We start from the raw sequence: 16,538 nt of genomic DNA on the forward strand, positions 1-16,538 counted from the left end.
ATTTATGCTTTTGACAACCCTTTTAAACACGTTTTTTTATAAGCTTTCTTCAGTCGTTAAATAGTGCAACAATACTTGTATAATTACAATAAAATAATAAGCTTTTTGCTCCATACCCATTTCTGTATCTTCAAAGGTATCTCTATCCCAGGGAGACATATATCCTTTACCTGTACTTCCTGTCCATTGAAAAGGAGTATTTGTTTTTTCAAATTTAATAAAACCATTTTTAAAAAAAGTTGGGTGTTCTTTTCTAAAAGATTCACTTAAAAAAGGATACAAAGAACCCGAAGAAACACTAATAGAAATTCCTTTATGTTTGGAATCTTGAAACGCTATAGTATTTTCAGTAATTGTTGCACTCGGAAACAAGAACTTTAATAACTTAAAGGTATGCCTATACAAATGTTGTTCATTTTTATAGATTACAAGTTTTGGTAATACGGTGTTTCTTTTCATAATAATTTAACCTAAAACTACTTCATTTTAAATAATAGATATAATGAGCTGCTTAAAAAATAATACTCAATACTAAAACTTCCCGTCAAACAAAAACATTTCAACATTCTCAGCTGCTACATCTAGTTCTTTAGCCCAACGATGAATTAACTTATTGTAGTTGTCAAAATCTTTATACTTATTAGATGGAGTAATGTCTAAAAGACCTGAAATGTCGCCATCTACATCTAATAATTTTACCAATGACCTAGCTACTCTAATATCAAAAATGAGGGCATGGTCTTTATATCCTCTCGCTCTAGTACCAAAATAAAGAAGTTTTGATACATAGCTAATGTTTAAACCCTTAATTTTCATCAATAGCTTGTAAGCTTTTTCAATGTCCTTATCTCTTATTGCACCAAAGGCATCTTCTATAAGGTTTTTATTTTCATGGGAGCTTAAGTATTTATTTGTTCTGTAAGTTCCATACCCTGTATCGGCAAAACCCCAAATCATTGTCAAGATAAAAGGATACAAATACTCTTTTTCTCCTTGATAGTATTTTATAAATGCATCAATAACATCTTTTCTATTTATTACCTTGTTTTCATAAACAGCTACTAACTTTTTGGATTCAGTATTTAATTTACTCCATCTCTTACTGTCATATAAAAAACACGAATCTTGCAAAGGATTTAATGTTTCAATTTGCTTTTTGTATTTAAAAATTACAGAACTCATACCAACTCACATTTACCTTGCCTGCCGGCAGGCAGGAATGCCCTTTGTAAAAGGCTGTTAAACAAATTTTATTTACTTGTTACTCTATTTATAACACTACCTTTTTAAGTTGTTGAACAACATTAGGAATCTCTTCTTTAGATACTCCTTTTAAACTTAACTCCCAAATAGACCATTTTGTAGTATTGATTCCATAAGTTCTATGTTTAAACTCACCGAAAGGAATGTTCTCAAGAATTGTATTAATAGCGTCAATCTTAGAAATATTAAGATTCCCTATTGGATATTTAAGACCTAAACTATTTTCTGAAATAAAGAGCTCAAATGATATTGGTAAATTAATTCCGGAGTAAATATAATCACCACTTGCAGCAACAGTATAACTCAGCTCCTTAGGAAGCAATTTTACCAAATCTTCTAATTCCTTTTTACTTCTCATACCAACTCTCCTTTAAACGCTCTTTGTAAAAGGCTGTGAAACAAATTTTCTGCTTGTACTAAACTGGCTTGCGCTTGTGCTTTTTGTGTTTCTATAGCTTTTACTCTTTCTGCGAATTGGTTTTGTTGGTCAATTGGAGGTATAATAATCTTAAACCTTTTCATTGCTGATAATAATAAGTTTTTTATTGCTGATCCAGAACCTTTACTTGCAAATGAAGCTAACCTTAATTCAAAAACATACATCAAAAATACACTAGTTAAATATTCAGGTTTAACTTTAATAATGGCTACACTTTTCTGAAAAGTACATCTTCTTGTTTCGGGAATATTTTCCGCAATAGCCATTCTACCAATTGTAGCACCAGTATTAATCATAACTAAATCACCAGCTTGTAAATTGGTTCTTTTATCAACTTCTTCAAACTCTTCTTTAGGGATTTGCCTTGACTCTTCAAAGTAGATTTTGTTATTTTTAATATTCTTTGCACTTACAAAATAATACCCTGAGTCTATTTCATCATTACAATTACCATGTTTACCATCAGTAACAAGATTGGTTAAATTTCCCAAACTCTTAACTTTCCACTTCATAGGATTCCTAACAGGATCCCCAAACATATCAAGAAACAAACTTTGTGTCAACTCATCATACTTAGTAATGAGTGCTTTTGTTTTTTGTCTGTAGGTATCTGCTGCATCTAAAATTGCTGCAATCTTTTTTTGTTGTTCTATTGGTGGGAGAGGGATTTTTATATCTGATATGTAACCTTTAGAGATATGTTTTAATCCAGCACCTTTAAAACCATTTTCTAAAATATGGATATTTCCACTTAAATAGTAGTAGACATATTTTAAAAATACTTCTTCACGATTTTTTGGTTGTATTACAAAGCAATCTGTTGATACGGCAAATTTCTCATCACAATAATGAATACTCGCTAAACCACCAGTTCCAAAAATTAAACTTTCCTTTTTAAATAAATATTCATTAATAGATTTTGTCAATGTATTACTTGATGTATAAAAAGGATATTCACCTTCATCAAATTTCAAACCATCCCCTGCTTTTATTTTTGACTTTTTTTGAAAATCAAAAGTATCTTTAAATTTAACTTCCAACATCATCTCAACATCTCTTTTAAAGCTGCCAATGCTTGGTTACGCTCTGTATCTAATGTTTCAATATTTTTTATAATATCCGTAGGAGCTTCATATACTATTTCTTCATAGATAATTTCCTTGTATCGGTTTATAGATAAATCCCAGTCGTTTTCTTTAATTTCATCAAAAGGCACTAAGAAACTTTTATCTGTTCTTTTGCGGTTTTGTTCTTGAGATTGCTTCATTTCGACTGCGCTCAATGCAGGCTCACGCAATGACGTGTAGCGTGTTAAAATATCAGGGATATCATTGTCCTTTATATCGTTACGCTTATCATCTAAACTATAACCATCTGCTTGCATATCATAGAACCAAACCGTATCTGTACCTCCTGTTCCAGTTTTGGTAAAAAAGAGCACTGCAGTACTTACCCCTGCATAGGGTTTAAAAACCCCACTTGGCATAGAAATAACAGCATCTAATTTGTGCTTTTCTATAATTTCCTTTCTAATTTGTTTGTGAGCGTTAGAGCTACCAAACAAAACACCATCTGGCACAATTACAGCGCATCTACCACCAGATTTTAGCATCCTAAGCATTAGACCTAAAAAGAGCAGCTCTGTCTTCTTAGACTTCACTGTTTTAAGTATCGAGTTCTCAACAGCATCATAGTCTAAGCTTCCTTTAAAAGGCGGATTAGCAAGGATTAGAGAGTATTTGTTTCTGATATCTCCGGCACTTTCACTTAGTGCATCATTCTTCATTAAATTAGGGCTTTCTATACCGTGCAATTGCAAGTTCATCGCTCCAATACGAATCATGGTATCATCTATTTCTACACCATTAAACATTTCGTTATTAAAATGATCTCTAAAGGTTTTATCTAGAAACCAGTCTTCATGGTTTTCTCTAAAGTATTCTCCTGCTGCAACTAAAAAACCTGCTGTACCAGAAGAAGGATCGCAAATAACATCATCCTTTTTAGGTTGTGTCATGTCTACCATCATTTTAATGATGTGTCTTGGTGTTCTAAACTGTCCGTTAGTACCTGCAGATGCAATTTTAGAGAGCATGTACTCGTACAAATCTCCTTTAGTATCCCTATCGTTCATGTTGATTTTATCAATCAACTGAACCACTTGGTCTAACAATCTTGGAGTAGCAATTATAAAGTTGGCTTTACTCATAAACTCAGCAAAGACACCTCCTGTATTTCCTACTTGTTTCATGTGGTCAAAGACTGTCATTTCATCTACCATAGGTTTGGTAAATACATCAAACATGCTTTGTGGGTCTTTGTTCTTAAAAGAGCTCCATCTTAATTCTTTTTGTGCAGGTGAGAATATCTCATTCTGAATAGGAATACCAACGGTATTCGCTTTTTTCTCCTCTAGAAGTTGGCGCTCGTCCAACCTTCTTATAAATAGTAAGTAGGTAAACTGTTCTATAACAGATAAGGGATTCGAAATTCCGCCTGTCCAAAAGGCATCCCAAATTTTATCTACTTGTGATTTTAATTCTCCTGTGATCATTGATTAATTTACTTTTGATAATCGGTTATATTTTTAATTTAAAATCGTATTATTTTTGAATCAAACAAAAACTGTTTTCTTCAATATCTTTTGTACTTATAGCCAATCTTTTTTCATTGACTGGGATTGTCCTTTTAGGCTTTACAGCATAGTTTGGAAATTGTTTTGCAATTGATAATTTATTGCTTTGTTCTGAAGAGTTGACTTTAAAAGTTTCTTCATTGTTAATTAAACTTCTTCTGACCCTTCCAATTAAATTAGAAGGGTTTGGCTTTAAATTTCTTGACCGTCGAATTTGTTGCACTTCTTCAAATATCATTTTAAAAGACACAAAACTATTAACGGCTCTAAGGTTTATAAGTGCTTGATATGTTTGTTCTGTTTCAGGATAATTTGCCATGATTAATTTTTAAAGATTATCAAATTTTTCTTTCATCGTCGGATTGTTATAGGTTAACTTTTTAATGGTTAAATCCTCTGCTTTGTTGTTTGCTAGACGTAAATTATTTACAGAGGACAATAAAGCTTCTTTGGTCTTTTGAAGATGAGTCATCGTTTTATCAATTTCTTTGATTGCATCTCCAAACTGACGGCTTGCCAAATCATAATTCCTTGCAAAACCTGTTTTAAAGTCATTAATTTTGTCTTCAAAATTAATAATATCAATATTTTGATTTCTTATAATGCTTAACTCAGCTTTGTACTCTAAAGATTTCATTCCTGCATTTCTTAGCAAGGTAATAATTGGTATGAAAAATTGTGGTCGAATAACATACATTTTTTCATATTTATAAGACACATCTACAATACCGGTATTGTAAAACTCGTTATCAGCTTCTAACATAGTTACCAATACAGCATATTCACAACCTTTTGCGGTTCGGTCTTTATCGAGCTTAGCAAAGAAGTCTTCATTTTTCTTTTTAGAAGCTGTCTGGTCATTTTCATTTTTCATCTCAAACATGATAGAAATGATTTCATTTCCATTGTTATCCTCTTCTCTGTAAATATAATCTCCTTTTGTGCCACCAGAAGCATCGTTGTCTTTTTCGAAATACGCATTTTGGAAAGCGGTTGCTCTTAATTTGTTAAATTCATTTTCACAATGCTGTTCAAGAGTTTCACCTAGCATTTTTGTAGAAAGCTTTTGTTTGTAATCTTTTAAGCGTTCGATTTCTTCGTCTTTTAGCTTTAAATCTTTGGCTACGTGATCGAATTCACGACGAAAATCTTCTTTTAATGATTTTTCTATGTTTTCTTTTTCAGCTTCTTTAAGTTTAACATCATTCACTAATTGATCTCGTTGTTTTTCAATATCTCTAATAGCATCTTGTAAGGCTATTTTCTTTTCATTTTCAGCCTGTTGTAATTTAGACTCCAACTCACTAATTGTGGTTTCTTTTTTAGAAACCTCTACAATCAACTCTGATTTACTTTTTGCCTCTAAAGCATCTATTTCACGCTGTTTTTGTGCCAGTTCTTCTTGAAAAGTTCTTTTTAGATTTGACTCCGCTAAAGCGATCGCATTTTCCCTTTCTTTTTTAGCTGATTCTAAACGATTATTTAATTCGTCTTGAAATTGCTGGTCACGCACTTGTTTTACGATATCTGTATATACAGAATCGTCTACTTTAAAAACTTCTTTACAGTTTGGGCATTTTACAGTATTGTCTTTCATAACTTTCTTTTTAATGATTATGCTACAAATGTAAATTTAATGTGTGCGATATAATTGCATATATTTTAATTTTTGTAAAACTCATTCATTATATTTGTATGCACTTTTAATGCTACTTTTAACTGTTTTGGCTCCATAACCTCAACATCTCCGCCAAAAGACAATATTTGTTGCACCAATTCTTTATTGATTATTGTTTCAAACCAAACTTGGTCTTGTTTTTCCTGTTCAAAAAACTCCTCATAATCTGGCTGAAATGGTTTCGTTTTAAAGTAATGTTCTCTTCCATTATAGAAACGTAATACAACTTTTACCACTTCTGCTTTAGGAGGTTTTACCACACCAACTAAAGCTCTAAAAAAGGCAGACCAATCCGTTTGGGTTTTTAAGTATTCTTTGTCTTCTATAATCTGAAAATCTAAAAGTCTTTCATCTAATGGGATACTCCACTCATAATTGTTTTGATCTTTATTCAATCCAAACACAAACCACCTTCTGTTATATTGTTTCAACACATAAGGATGAAATTCATAAACACTGGTCGCTCCATCCTTAAACCCTTTATAGGAAATCTGAAGCACTTGCTTTTTTTGGATGGCTAAATAAAGGGGCTTTAAATACTTGATTCCTTTGTATTCTTCATTATGATCATAGAACAAAATTTGCTCTTGTTCAGAATCGTCTTGGTTTTCTTCATCTTGAAATTTAATCAAGGCCTCTGCCAATTTATCATACTTAGGATGATTCTCAAAACGCTCTAAAAGTTGCTGTGAAGCGTAAATTAGATATTGTTCATATTCTAATAAAGGTTTTTGTGCTATAGAAAATTTTGGGTCTGTATATCGATAAGTTCTGGACATTTCAACCAGAGGTGCTCCGAATCCATTTACTGGATCTCTAAATAATTTAAGGTCTTCTCTTAATGTTCTAATAGATATTCCTTCTGCTGGGTAAAGTTCTTCAATTTTATTATTGACAAACTCTAACAATTGATTAAAAGTAAAAGCTTTGTTTTTAAAACAATAATCTAGTATATTATATCTTAGATGTGCATGTTTACTGTTTGCCATATAGTTGGATTGAATTGATAATAGAGATTTGTACTAGAGTTTTTTTTCTTTTGCATAAAAATAATATTTTTAGCTAAGTTTTTATTGGAAAAGTAATTTCATGCCTAAATGAGAGTTTGGTTGAATGAAAAGTTAAGATTCTCGACGAAAGGTTTTCTTGGTTTTTTTTTACACCATGTAAAAGACAGTAATTAATCTGAAATATAATCAATTAATTTTTTAACACTATCTTCCCCTTCCTTTCTGTTGAATATTTTAAATCTGGATAAGTGTTGCAAATAAACAAGTTTAAACTTTTTTGTTATATTTGAAAATGTAATTATTTCAGATTTATAATTACCCCACCCTGTTGAAATAAGTTTGCTATCCAATTTTTCAAAATTAGTCTCATTCGTTAGAATTTCCTCAAGTATCTCAAATTGTATTTTCCCAATGCATATTATAATTTTAAAATCAAAGAATTTGGAATTAATAAAGGAAGACCAAATATATTTTGATAAAAAAATAGTTTCCTTTTTATTACTTAAATCATCATAAGAATTAGATCTATAGGGGATTAAATGAGCCATAAATGAATCCCTAATTAATTCTTTGTAATCTGAATTATAAGACCATCGTTTGTTTATTTCCTTGAATAGAGCTTTGATTTGGATTTGTATAGGATCTTGTCCTTTAGGAAAATCACCCCAATTTTCATCTAAATAAGCATTTTTCCTATTATTTAAAGCAAAGACTGGTTGTTCGTATATATTTCCACCTGGGTTAAGCGTTATAATTGCTATTCCGCTGTTATCTAAAACTGTTTCTATGGAAGAATTGATGAATCTCCAACCAATTCTATGGCTTAGTAGCCTTTCATTTTTAATTATTATATTTTCAATTTCACTTAATTCAAATTTCATAGATGAACATTTATTAATTACTGCCAGAGTGATTTAAGAATTTCATTTTGCAAATGTATTCACATTGAAAATTCCCAATAAGATTCTTAAAGAAGTTTAGAACTAAGTATTAATTTTAAACTTTTATTTTGCTTTTCAATTTTTCAAATGGCTTTATTCAAATCCAGTATCCCTGCTTCAATTAACATTTCCGAAAATCTATTACCATCTATCAATTGTACTTTTTCTTCTTGGGCTATTTTTTTACATGTCTGAGTAAAGCTATTTGCAGTAGTAATAACCCAACCGATTTTCGAATAATCATCATCCAAAAGCTCCCTGTTATTGCGATATTCTTTTATTTGATCAACTGCCCATCGATTAGTTTCTGATTGGATTTTATGAAACTTTACTTGAGCATAAATAATTGTCTTGATTGGCTCAAATATCGCTACTATATCTGCATCCCCTTCTTTTCCTCTTTCATTCTTCGAAGGAATAAACACTTCTGTAGCACCATTTCGTTCAAAATAGAACTTAACAAGACTCTCAAATTTATCTGGGTTAAGATTTGTTTTTAGAGATTTTAAAACTTGCGGCGCAATTTTCTCAATAATTTCTCCATATAAATTAATAGGTCTATTGTTTTTAAACGAGCTCATTGCTTTCTCAACACTATCTTTTAAATTAAAAATATTAGCATTAGTTGTTCTTATTTTCATTCGTGCAGTTAAGGGTGCATCTGCAAAGTCCTTACGTGACATATTTCTTGCTAATGGCATTACTTGCCAATAAAACCCTAAATCAATTCCCTGTTCCCCTCGATGAAGCAAACCATTTTTTAAAGTGACAGTCTTTTCATTCCAATCTTTTAAGTTTTTAATTTCCAAATTTGAAATTGGTTGTGGCTTATTCGAAACAATTTCATAAATTGAAAAAACTCCCCAACTAGGAACTATAATCCTGTCTCCTTTTTTAAAACCTTCAACAAATCTCCATAAATTATGCCTTGTTCGTGGTTTATTACCCCAAAGGGTCTGAAAATATTCTTCTATTACATTCCATCTTTTTTCCCAAGATTCATCTTTCAGCAAATCATCAATAAATTTTTGATTTGCAAAATCTGAAAAACCTATGGTTAAAATATTTTTCTCTAAAAGAGGGTATGAAACTTCTGCGTGATGTGATATTCTATGTAACCAATAATTCATTATTATTTTTAATTATTTTGTTGCGCGATTAAAAACAATTTTGCACAGGCACGAGCATCAGACAAGGCCTCATGATGTTTAAGCTCAATGTTATGAATAGCACAACAAGCGTTTAGTTTTGCAGGCTTATATCCTTTTGTTCTATATATTTTCAACGTGCATTCCCATCGATTAGAAATGTTCAATTCTGAATAAGAAATATTATAATCTTGCATTGTTTTAGACAATACATTTCTATCAAAACTCTCATTATGAGCTACTAGAATTTTACCAAAAACACGTTTCTTAATTTCGGGAAATACATCCGAAAAAGCAGGTCCATTTACTGTGTCTTTTTCTGTAATCCCATGTACTTGAATATTATGCCAATTATAAATATTGTTTGGCGGTTTGATCAATGCATGATATTCATCAATAATTTCACCATTTTCAACAGTTACAATACCAACGGAACAAATATGATGTTTGGTTGCCGTTTCAAAATCAATGGCTACAAAAGAATCTATCATTTGCTATTTCTTTTATTTGAAATTTCTTGAACCCTGCTTCTAAACTCGCTCAATTTTATAATATGCTCGCTAATTTTCTCAATTGAATCTTCTGTATAAAAATCTTCAGGTTTTGGCAATAGTAAATCACTATGAAAATTCACATGAAAATGGTTAATCTTTTTATATTTCCATTCTCCAACATCAAAAAGATTATGGGTAATTATACTGCTTTCCGTTTTAAAATGAGCATCATATTCATTTACAATTGTTTCAAATTCTGAAAATAAATTATGATCTTTTAAATCTTTTCTAAAATCACCAATATCATTACCATACCAAACATTTGTATTCATATAAAGATTAATTTTTCCATCTTTTGGAAACGAAGTGAATTTAAATTGCACGTCTTGAGACAAATGAAAGTTTAAATTGGTAACAACCTTTTTACCTATCTGTGAAATTTCTTGATCAGGTAGTTTGTTTTTTAAAACCGGAAAGAGCCTTTCCCTTATCTCTTTTAGTAAACAACCTCTGTGATAGTCAACAACAGGCTTATCAAATGCTTCAAGATTTGTTACTGACGATAGTGAAATTACCGCACCTATAACATCTTCAATCTCTTCTTTGCTGTTCGTGATTGTTTCTTTTAAACTATTGAGAAGTCTAGATATATTTAGTGCTCGTTTTTTTAAATAAAAATCATTTTCACAAAGCCTAAATAAAACTTTTTCCCATTCTTCATCAAATTCTTCCGTTTTATTTAACTTTTCTATACTCTGCTGATCAAGTGGTTTTAAATTCATTTGAAGAGCAATATTTTCATTCCATTTATCAAACCCAGCATAAAGTGACAAAAGCCTGTAGACAGGTGGATAAGCAATTTGAATACTTACCAAAGCAAAATTTACCAACAACTCTAATTCACTATTTAATTGGTCATTTTCATCTGTTTGGTTTTTTGCAGAATTTATACAACTTATTAATGAAAGTGAATTCATTAATCTTTTTAAGGCTCTTGGGTTTTTACCTACTGATAAATTTGAAATTTCAGAAAACTTACTGATTAAGTCAATATTGTTTGAACTCTCTACATCTAAGTAATTAGTTGACAACAGACTTTCTTTTAAAAACTTATCTGTTTCATATCCAGAAACTGGCATAGAAAAAGGGACTTGTATAATTTTGTCAAAAAATGACCTAAATTCTCTTTCATTGGATTCTGACAACTTTCCAAATTTCGGCTCAAGTCCTTTTATCACAACATCATAATCTATTGCTAGAATAAAAACGCAATTGTTTAATGTAAAGATGTTTTTAAGTAATTCTAAAAGTTGAACGGCTACTGGTGGATCAATTCTATCTAAATCATCTATAAAAAAAATAAAGCCTTGTTTATTGTCTTTTATTATACAATTTTCTATAATTACTTCAAGCTCGTTTCTAATTTCCCCAATTGAAGATTTCCCGTTTGAAGAAAAAGTATTAACAATTTCTCCTGCACCGTCAAACCCTTTATTTAATGCATTTTTAGCTACTACTTTTGATGTTTCTTTAACTCCAGACCAAAGCGTATTTAACAACTTGTTTATTTTGGTTTCATCAACCTTTGCGATTTTTGAAGTTTCTTGTATTAATCCCGTAATAATATCTATTAATGTTGATTGAGCATCTTTCATTAAAGCATATTCCCATGTATTTAACCAAATAGAATGATATTTTGATTCTTCTAAATCGCTTAAATTTCTTTTAAGACTATTCATCAAGGAAGTTTTTCCACTTCCCCATTCTCCTTGAAGCGCTATCGTTATGGGCGTATTGCTATTATTAATAAACTTAGTTAATCCGTTTTCAAATGGTTCAATTCCAAAATTGTCTTTTTCTCCTTTTGATATATTTCTTGGGCTATCAGTTATACTCGATTTTATCATAATTTCAGAAGAACTATTTTGAAAATTTTCTATTAATTCGTTTTCCTTTTGAATCTAAGGTTTCCGCATAATTTCCATCTTGGATCGAAAAAGTATCACCAGAAGCACCTAGAAAGCTATCCGTTTTTTTATAAAATTTTGATAATCTTTTAAGGTTCTCGTCTAACACTTCAATATAACTTCTCTCTTGAATTATTACTATTTCTGAAGAATTACCTAAAAAAACTCCATTGATGTATGCTCTTTTAATTCTTTTCCCTTTACTATCAATTGTCTCAAGATAATTTCCATCAACTTTAACTCTTGCAATCATAATTTTTATTTTTTGTAAGAATTTGTTCTAGTCGTAATAATTAAACTCCTTTCACAATTCCTAAATGTAACAATCTTTTTCGATAATAAGGAAGCTTATGTTCTGAATGTTCTACAAATATGGTTTGTGGTTAAACAGAAAGAGAGAAATGGTTAGCTGCCTTGGCATCACAGCACTAAAAATTTATTTTTAGTACGTAGCGTCTTGCATCAATCAACCGTTCCACAGAAAAAAGGAGGAGGCGCTGGAAAATTGAACTTTTTAATCAATTTTCCAATATCTGAAGCTTTGGTATACTCGGTGTTGCCATAGCTTAAATAAATAGTCCTAGCTAGGCCCGGCTTTACAATGATGCTTTGCTCATGAGGTTTGCACTTGATCCCATAAACTTTTATTCGGATTTTGTTATCTATAATATCTTTTGGATGTAGGTAGGCAAATTGACGTCCTGAATAGTCTGAGATTCCGACATCAATTCTTTTATCCCCAGAAAATACTTCAACGATTGAGCCTGGCATTAGGGTCTTTGTCTCTTTTTGCAGTATTGTAAATACAAACTCCAATTTACGTTCAAATTTGGCTGTCTGCGCAAATGCAGAAGTTCCTAGTAGCATGCATAGTAAGTAGAGTATTCGACGCATATTCTTTTATAGTTGTGTTACTAATATAGGGATTTTATTTGGGTGAGGGGGGTGGGTGGGCGAGCAAGGAAGTTAATTTGTGGTTCTAAAGTCGGAAGGCGCTTTGCTTTTCCTGGGCTGCTGCTATGATGGGGTTTCTTTGGTGAGGGTGCTTTGCTTTGAGTGATGGGTTTGGGTGGCAGGATGCGGGGTGCTTGAAGGAGACGCTTTGCTTTCCTTCAAGGAAGGATGCGGGGAGGCTCGGAAATCGCTTTGCTCTTCCTCGGGGGGAAGGATGCGGGTGGCAGGATGCGTTTGGGCGAGCAAGGCGCTTTGCTGTTGTTTGGAGGCAGGATTCGCGTGTTCGAAGGAGGCGCTTTGCTGTCCTTCGAGGACGGATTCGAGGAAAACGAGCAAGGCGCTTCGCTGTTGCTCGGGAGTAATAAGCGGGATTCCCTGCGGGCATCCCTTGGAGACCACGGCTGCAATTACAATCCTGCAGAGCTAGTCGCTCTGCTTGGATTTTTTTGTCCCAAAATGCCAGCATGCGAGCATGCCGCATTTTGGGGCAAAAAAAATCCTGATGAATCGAAATTCATCAGGATTGTGAGTGATGTGGGCAATGAGGGATTCGAACCCCCGACCCCCTCGGTGTAAACGAGGTGCTCTGAACCAACTGAGCTAATTGCCCTTAAGCGGTTGCAAATATAATATACTTTTTGCTTCTAACAATAATTTTTTATTTTTTATTTCTACTTTTTTTAGGGCTTCTTGTCTCCCTAGCTCCTGCTCTCAATCATAAAACAGCAAACCTTCTAAAAATGAATAGCTTAGCTACCACCTCCTTCTCCATCTATCAAAAAGGTGGTTGGTAGTTCTTCAAAGGATGGATTCGGGAAGGCGCTTTGCTGTTGCTCGGGGTTTCTATTAAAATTTGTGGGCGGGTTGTGGGTGGCAATATTTTAACCCAAGGTTAAAATATTGCAGGCAGGATGCGCAGGTTCGAAGGAGGCGCTTCGCTGTCCTTCGGGGTGATAAACGGGATTCCCTTCGGGCCTAACGGCCCCAGTCGGGCATCCCAAAAAGGTATCCTGAGCAAGCATACCTGCCTGCCGTAGGTAGGGCAACCTCAAGCGCACCTTTCAGGTGCGCTGGGTTTTTTGTTTTACGCCCACTTACAAGAGCGAGCTCTTGTCGTGGGCTTAAAAACAAAAAACCCACAACGTTCGTTGTGGGTTTCCTTTTGCGGAGAATGAGGGATTCGAACCCCCGGACCTGTTACAGTCAACAGTTTTCAAGACTGCCGCATTCGACCACTCTGCCAATTCTCCAGGGTCTCATCAGGTATTCCCTGAATGCGGATGCAAATATAGTAACCTTTTTCTGTTTCAGAAAAGTTTTTTTTACATTTTTTCAAATAATTTTTATTGAGGCTATCTAACCCATTTCTCTTACTTTTGATCCTCCAAAAAAACAGACATGCTAGACAGTCTTTTATTAATTGTAGTGGGTTTTATTGCTGGGTTTATCAACACCTTAGCCGGAGGTGGTTCGCTGCTTACCCTACCCTTGCTTATTTTTATGGGCCTCCCTCCTAGTGTGGCAAACGGAACCAACAGAGTTGGCATTGTTTTGCAAATGTTGGCAGGTACTGCTGGTTTTAAAAGTAAGGGCGTGGTTAGTTTTCCTTTTAGCATCTATTTGGGTATATCAGCTTTGCTGGGTGCCATCATCGGCGCGCAAATAGCCATTGATATTAAAGGAGAAACTTTTACCAAAATTCTTTCTTTTGTGATGATTGCAGTGGTCTTAATCATCGTATTTAAGCCCAAATTATCGCTGCAAAACCTAGCCGAAAGAACTACCGGAAAACATCTGTGGATTAGCTGTATAGCCTTTTTTCTTTTTGGTATTTACGGCGGATTTCTCAATGCGGGATTGGGCTTTATTTTGATTTTATTTTTGCATCATTTTAATCGTTTTTCATTAGTCAAATCAAATGCAACCAAAGCAGTTGTCATTAGCATCTATATGTCAGCGGCCTTGCTGGTCTTTGTTTTAAATGATAAAATTGATTGGACTATGGGGCTAACCATGGCCATCGGAACTTCTTTAGGTGGTTGGGTAGCCAGTCGGTATTCTGTTAAAAAAGGGGATGGTTTTATTAAGCTATTCTTGGTGATTGCCGTTAGTTTTATGGCGGTTAAATTGTGGTTTTTCTAATAAAATAAAGTAACTTCGCTTTACAATCTTTTAAAATTTTAACGGCATGTTTAACAGCTTTGGAAACCTTTTAAAACTCACCACTTTTGGAGAATCTCACGGCCCTGCTATTGGAGGAATCATCGATGGTTTCCCAGCAGGTATCACTGTTGATTTCCAAGCGATTCAACAAGAGTTAGACCGTCGTAAACCTGGGCAATCCAACATTGTTACCCAAAGAAAAGAGCCCGATACAGTGGTCTTTTTATCTGGGATCTTTGAAGGGGTTACCACAGGAACTTCTATTGGTTTTCAGATTGTAAACACCAATCAAAAATCAAAAGATTACGCACACAATACCAATGTATACAGGCCTTCTCATGCTGATTATACCTATGATAAAAAATACGGAACCAGAGATTACCGAGGTGGTGGTAGAACTTCTGCCAGAGAAACTGCCAATTGGGTGGTTGCTGGTGCCTTGGCTAAACAACTCATCGGTCAGATAAAGATCAATGCTTATACTTCATCGGTTGGTGATCTATTTTTAGAAAAGCCTTACCAAGATCTTGATTTTTCGAAAACAGAAGACAATGTGGTACGTTGTCCTGATGCCGCTGTGGCAGAAAAGATGATCGAAAAAATTAAAGTTATTAAAAAAGCAGGTGATACCATTGGTGGTACCATAACCTGTGTTGCACAAGGAGTACCCGTTGGTTTGGGTGAACCCATCTTTAAAAAATTACACGCTGCTCTAGGAGCTGCTATGCTGTCTATCAATGCCGTTAAAGGTTTTGAATTTGGTAGCGGTTTTTGTGGCGCCAAAATGCAAGGTAGTGAGCACAATGATATTTTTAATCCTGATGGCAGTACCCAAAGCAATCTGTCTGGAGGAATACAAGGCGGTATCAGCAACGGTATGGACATCTATTTTAGAGTTGCCTTTAAACCGGTTGCCACCATTATGCAAAATCAAGACACCATAGATGCTGACGGAAACGCCACTCAGATTCAAGGAAAAGGACGTCATGACCCATGTGTGGTTCCGAGAGCTATTCCTATTGTAGAGGCGCTTACTGCGCTTGTGCTTGCTGATTTCTATTTGCTAAACAAAACCAGACGTGCTTTTTAAGCAATAAAACGATAATCCATAAAAAAACCGAAACTAATCAGTTTCGGTTTTTTTTATTCTTAGGCTTCACCAGTCGGCCCAAAATTCATCGGAATCGGCGGTTGGAATGCAACGCATTTCGAGCAACATCCAATTACCTTTTGGCCCTAGGCTTCGCCGGTCGGCCCAAAATTCATCGGAATCGGCGGTTGGAGAGCACGACATTTCGAGCAACATCCAATTACCTTTTGGCCCTAGGCTTCACCGGTCGGCCCAAAATTCATCGGAATCGGCGGTTGGAATGCAACGCATTTCGAGCAACATCCAATTACCTTTTGGCCCTAGGCTTCGCCGGTCGGCCCAAAATTCATCGGAATCGGCGGTTGGAGAGCACGACATTTCGAGCAACATCCAATTACCTTTTGGCCCTAGGCTTCACCGGTCGGCCCAAAATTCATCGGAATCGGCGGTTGCTCGTAATCTTTGATTTCACCATGCGCTTGTTCAAATCTTTGTACATTATCTAACAAGGCCTTAGCCAATCTCTTGGCGTGCTGAGGTGTTAATATAATTCTTGATTTTACTTTGGCTTTTGGTACCCCTGGCATAATGTTGATAAAATCAACAATAAACTCAGATACTGAATGGTTAATGATGGCTAGATTAGAATAGGTTCCTTCTGCCACACTCTCATCCAACTCAATATTGATCTGTCCGTCTTGTGCTTTTTGATCTTCCATACTTATGTGTATAAAAAAAGCCTACAAATAAATTGTA

General features: G+C 34.1%; 17 protein-coding genes and 2 tRNA genes. 2 read left to right on the forward strand and 17 right to left on the reverse strand.

What is annotated here, in order from left to right:
- Nucleotides 1–36: 36 nt before the first annotated feature.
- From WHC90_RS04545 to WHC90_RS04620, 16 genes are all read right to left on the reverse strand, one after another.
- Nucleotides 37–459 carry a hypothetical protein gene (locus WHC90_RS04545; protein ID WP_188597313.1) on the reverse strand — a complete coding sequence of 141 codons (423 nt, stop codon included), beginning with the start codon at nt 457–459 and terminating at the stop codon, nt 37–39.
- A gap of 72 nt (nt 460–531) precedes the next feature.
- Nucleotides 532–1,182: a hypothetical protein gene (locus tag WHC90_RS04550; protein ID WP_188597314.1), complete on the reverse strand. Its 651-nt coding sequence runs from the start codon at nt 1,180–1,182 to the stop codon at nt 532–534.
- Nucleotides 1,183–1,270: 88 nt separating this feature from the next.
- Complete coding sequence (locus WHC90_RS04555) at nt 1,271–1,621, reverse strand: hypothetical protein (RefSeq protein WP_188597315.1); 351 nt, start codon at nt 1,619–1,621, stop codon at nt 1,271–1,273.
- On the reverse strand, nt 1,618–2,748 hold the full coding sequence (locus tag WHC90_RS04560) for a restriction endonuclease subunit S (protein WP_188597316.1): 1,131 nt from the start codon (nt 2,746–2,748) through the stop codon (nt 1,618–1,620). The genes WHC90_RS04555 and WHC90_RS04560 overlap by 4 nt, the downstream gene beginning before the upstream one ends.
- Complete coding sequence (locus tag WHC90_RS04565; RefSeq protein WP_188597317.1) at nt 2,745–4,256, reverse strand: type I restriction-modification system subunit M; 1,512 nt, start codon at nt 4,254–4,256, stop codon at nt 2,745–2,747. Before WHC90_RS04565 ends, WHC90_RS04560 begins: the two co-directional genes overlap by 4 nt.
- A gap of 49 nt (nt 4,257–4,305) precedes the next feature.
- Nucleotides 4,306–4,656, reverse strand: a complete 351-nt coding sequence (locus tag WHC90_RS04570) for a hypothetical protein (protein ID WP_188597318.1) — start codon at nt 4,654–4,656, stop codon at nt 4,306–4,308.
- Between the two features lie 9 nt (nt 4,657–4,665).
- The gene (locus WHC90_RS04575) at nt 4,666–5,934 is read right to left on the reverse strand and encodes a DUF2130 domain-containing protein (protein WP_188597319.1); all 1,269 of its coding nucleotides are present in this window, start codon (nt 5,932–5,934) and stop codon (nt 4,666–4,668) included.
- A 65-nt stretch (nt 5,935–5,999) separates the two neighbouring features.
- Nucleotides 6,000–7,004 (reverse strand): helix-turn-helix transcriptional regulator, encoded by a 1,005-nt coding sequence (locus WHC90_RS04580; protein ID WP_188597320.1) that lies wholly within the window; start codon nt 7,002–7,004, stop codon nt 6,000–6,002.
- A gap of 191 nt (nt 7,005–7,195) precedes the next feature.
- Entirely contained in the window at nt 7,196–7,906 is a 711-nt protein-coding gene (locus WHC90_RS04585; RefSeq protein ID WP_188597321.1) for a hypothetical protein, read from the reverse strand.
- 143 nt (nt 7,907–8,049) lie between these two features.
- Nucleotides 8,050–9,096, reverse strand: coding sequence for a restriction endonuclease (locus tag WHC90_RS04590; RefSeq protein ID WP_188597322.1), 1,047 nt, complete (start codon nt 9,094–9,096; stop codon nt 8,050–8,052).
- A gap of 8 nt (nt 9,097–9,104) precedes the next feature.
- Nucleotides 9,105–9,605: a 3'-5' exonuclease gene (locus WHC90_RS04595; RefSeq protein WP_188597323.1), complete on the reverse strand. Its 501-nt coding sequence runs from the start codon at nt 9,603–9,605 to the stop codon at nt 9,105–9,107.
- Nucleotides 9,602–11,515 carry a KAP family P-loop NTPase fold protein gene (locus tag WHC90_RS04600; RefSeq protein WP_188597324.1) on the reverse strand — a complete coding sequence of 638 codons (1,914 nt, stop codon included), beginning with the start codon at nt 11,513–11,515 and terminating at the stop codon, nt 9,602–9,604. Before WHC90_RS04600 ends, WHC90_RS04595 begins: the two co-directional genes overlap by 4 nt.
- Nucleotides 11,516–11,528: 13 nt before the next feature.
- The gene (locus WHC90_RS04605; protein WP_188597325.1) at nt 11,529–11,828 is read right to left on the reverse strand and encodes a hypothetical protein; all 300 of its coding nucleotides are present in this window, start codon (nt 11,826–11,828) and stop codon (nt 11,529–11,531) included.
- Nucleotides 11,829–12,037: 209 nt separating this feature from the next.
- A complete protein-coding gene (locus tag WHC90_RS04610) occupies nt 12,038–12,469 on the reverse strand; it encodes a hypothetical protein (RefSeq protein WP_188597326.1) in 432 nt (143 codons plus the stop codon).
- Nucleotides 12,470–13,064: 595 nt separating this feature from the next.
- Nucleotides 13,065–13,139: transfer RNA gene (locus tag WHC90_RS04615), tRNA-Val, on the reverse strand.
- Between the two features lie 555 nt (nt 13,140–13,694).
- Nucleotides 13,695–13,779 (reverse strand) — tRNA-Ser (locus WHC90_RS04620).
- Between the two features lie 148 nt (nt 13,780–13,927).
- On the opposite strand from WHC90_RS04620, the gene WHC90_RS04625 reads away from it, so the two are divergent.
- Nucleotides 13,928–14,671: a sulfite exporter TauE/SafE family protein gene (locus WHC90_RS04625; RefSeq protein ID WP_188597327.1), complete on the forward strand. Its 744-nt coding sequence runs from the start codon at nt 13,928–13,930 to the stop codon at nt 14,669–14,671.
- 46 nt (nt 14,672–14,717) lie between these two features.
- Complete coding sequence (gene aroC, locus WHC90_RS04630; RefSeq protein ID WP_188597328.1) at nt 14,718–15,782, forward strand: chorismate synthase; 1,065 nt, start codon at nt 14,718–14,720, stop codon at nt 15,780–15,782.
- 407 nt (nt 15,783–16,189) lie between these two features.
- Here the strand turns inward: aroC and WHC90_RS04635 are convergent, their stop codons facing one another.
- Nucleotides 16,190–16,501 carry a DUF3467 domain-containing protein gene (locus WHC90_RS04635; RefSeq protein ID WP_188597329.1) on the reverse strand — a complete coding sequence of 104 codons (312 nt, stop codon included), beginning with the start codon at nt 16,499–16,501 and terminating at the stop codon, nt 16,190–16,192.
- Between the last annotated feature and the right edge of the window lie 37 nt (nt 16,502–16,538).

The organism is Polaribacter pacificus (assembly GCF_038024035.1).
In the GTDB taxonomy this organism is placed as follows: domain Bacteria; phylum Bacteroidota; class Bacteroidia; order Flavobacteriales; family Flavobacteriaceae; genus Polaribacter; species Polaribacter pacificus.

Coding starts and splice junctions, on each gene's coding strand:
- WHC90_RS04545 (WP_188597313.1), bottom strand. CDS start 459: ATGAAAAGAAACACCGTATTACCAAAACTTGTAATCTATAAAAATGAA.
- WHC90_RS04550 (WP_188597314.1), bottom strand. CDS start 1,182: ATGAGTTCTGTAATTTTTAAATACAAAAAGCAAATTGAAACATTAAAT.
- WHC90_RS04555 (WP_188597315.1), bottom strand. CDS start 1,621: ATGAGAAGTAAAAAGGAATTAGAAGATTTGGTAAAATTGCTTCCTAAG.
- WHC90_RS04560 (WP_188597316.1), bottom strand. CDS start 2,748: ATGATGTTGGAAGTTAAATTTAAAGATACTTTTGATTTTCAAAAAAAG.
- WHC90_RS04565 (WP_188597317.1), bottom strand. CDS start 4,256: ATGATCACAGGAGAATTAAAATCACAAGTAGATAAAATTTGGGATGCC.
- WHC90_RS04570 (WP_188597318.1), bottom strand. CDS start 4,656: ATGGCAAATTATCCTGAAACAGAACAAACATATCAAGCACTTATAAAC.
- WHC90_RS04575 (WP_188597319.1), bottom strand. CDS start 5,934: ATGAAAGACAATACTGTAAAATGCCCAAACTGTAAAGAAGTTTTTAAA.
- WHC90_RS04580 (WP_188597320.1), bottom strand. CDS start 7,004: ATGGCAAACAGTAAACATGCACATCTAAGATATAATATACTAGATTAT.
- WHC90_RS04585 (WP_188597321.1), bottom strand. CDS start 7,906: ATGAAATTTGAATTAAGTGAAATTGAAAATATAATAATTAAAAATGAA.
- WHC90_RS04590 (WP_188597322.1), bottom strand. CDS start 9,096: ATGAATTATTGGTTACATAGAATATCACATCACGCAGAAGTTTCATAC.
- WHC90_RS04595 (WP_188597323.1), bottom strand. CDS start 9,605: ATGATAGATTCTTTTGTAGCCATTGATTTTGAAACGGCAACCAAACAT.
- WHC90_RS04600 (WP_188597324.1), bottom strand. CDS start 11,515: ATGATAAAATCGAGTATAACTGATAGCCCAAGAAATATATCAAAAGGA.
- WHC90_RS04605 (WP_188597325.1), bottom strand. CDS start 11,828: ATGATTGCAAGAGTTAAAGTTGATGGAAATTATCTTGAGACAATTGAT.
- WHC90_RS04610 (WP_188597326.1), bottom strand. CDS start 12,469: ATGCGTCGAATACTCTACTTACTATGCATGCTACTAGGAACTTCTGCA.
- WHC90_RS04625 (WP_188597327.1), top strand. CDS start 13,928: ATGCTAGACAGTCTTTTATTAATTGTAGTGGGTTTTATTGCTGGGTTT.
- aroC (WP_188597328.1), top strand. CDS start 14,718: ATGTTTAACAGCTTTGGAAACCTTTTAAAACTCACCACTTTTGGAGAA.
- WHC90_RS04635 (WP_188597329.1), bottom strand. CDS start 16,501: ATGGAAGATCAAAAAGCACAAGACGGACAGATCAATATTGAGTTGGAT.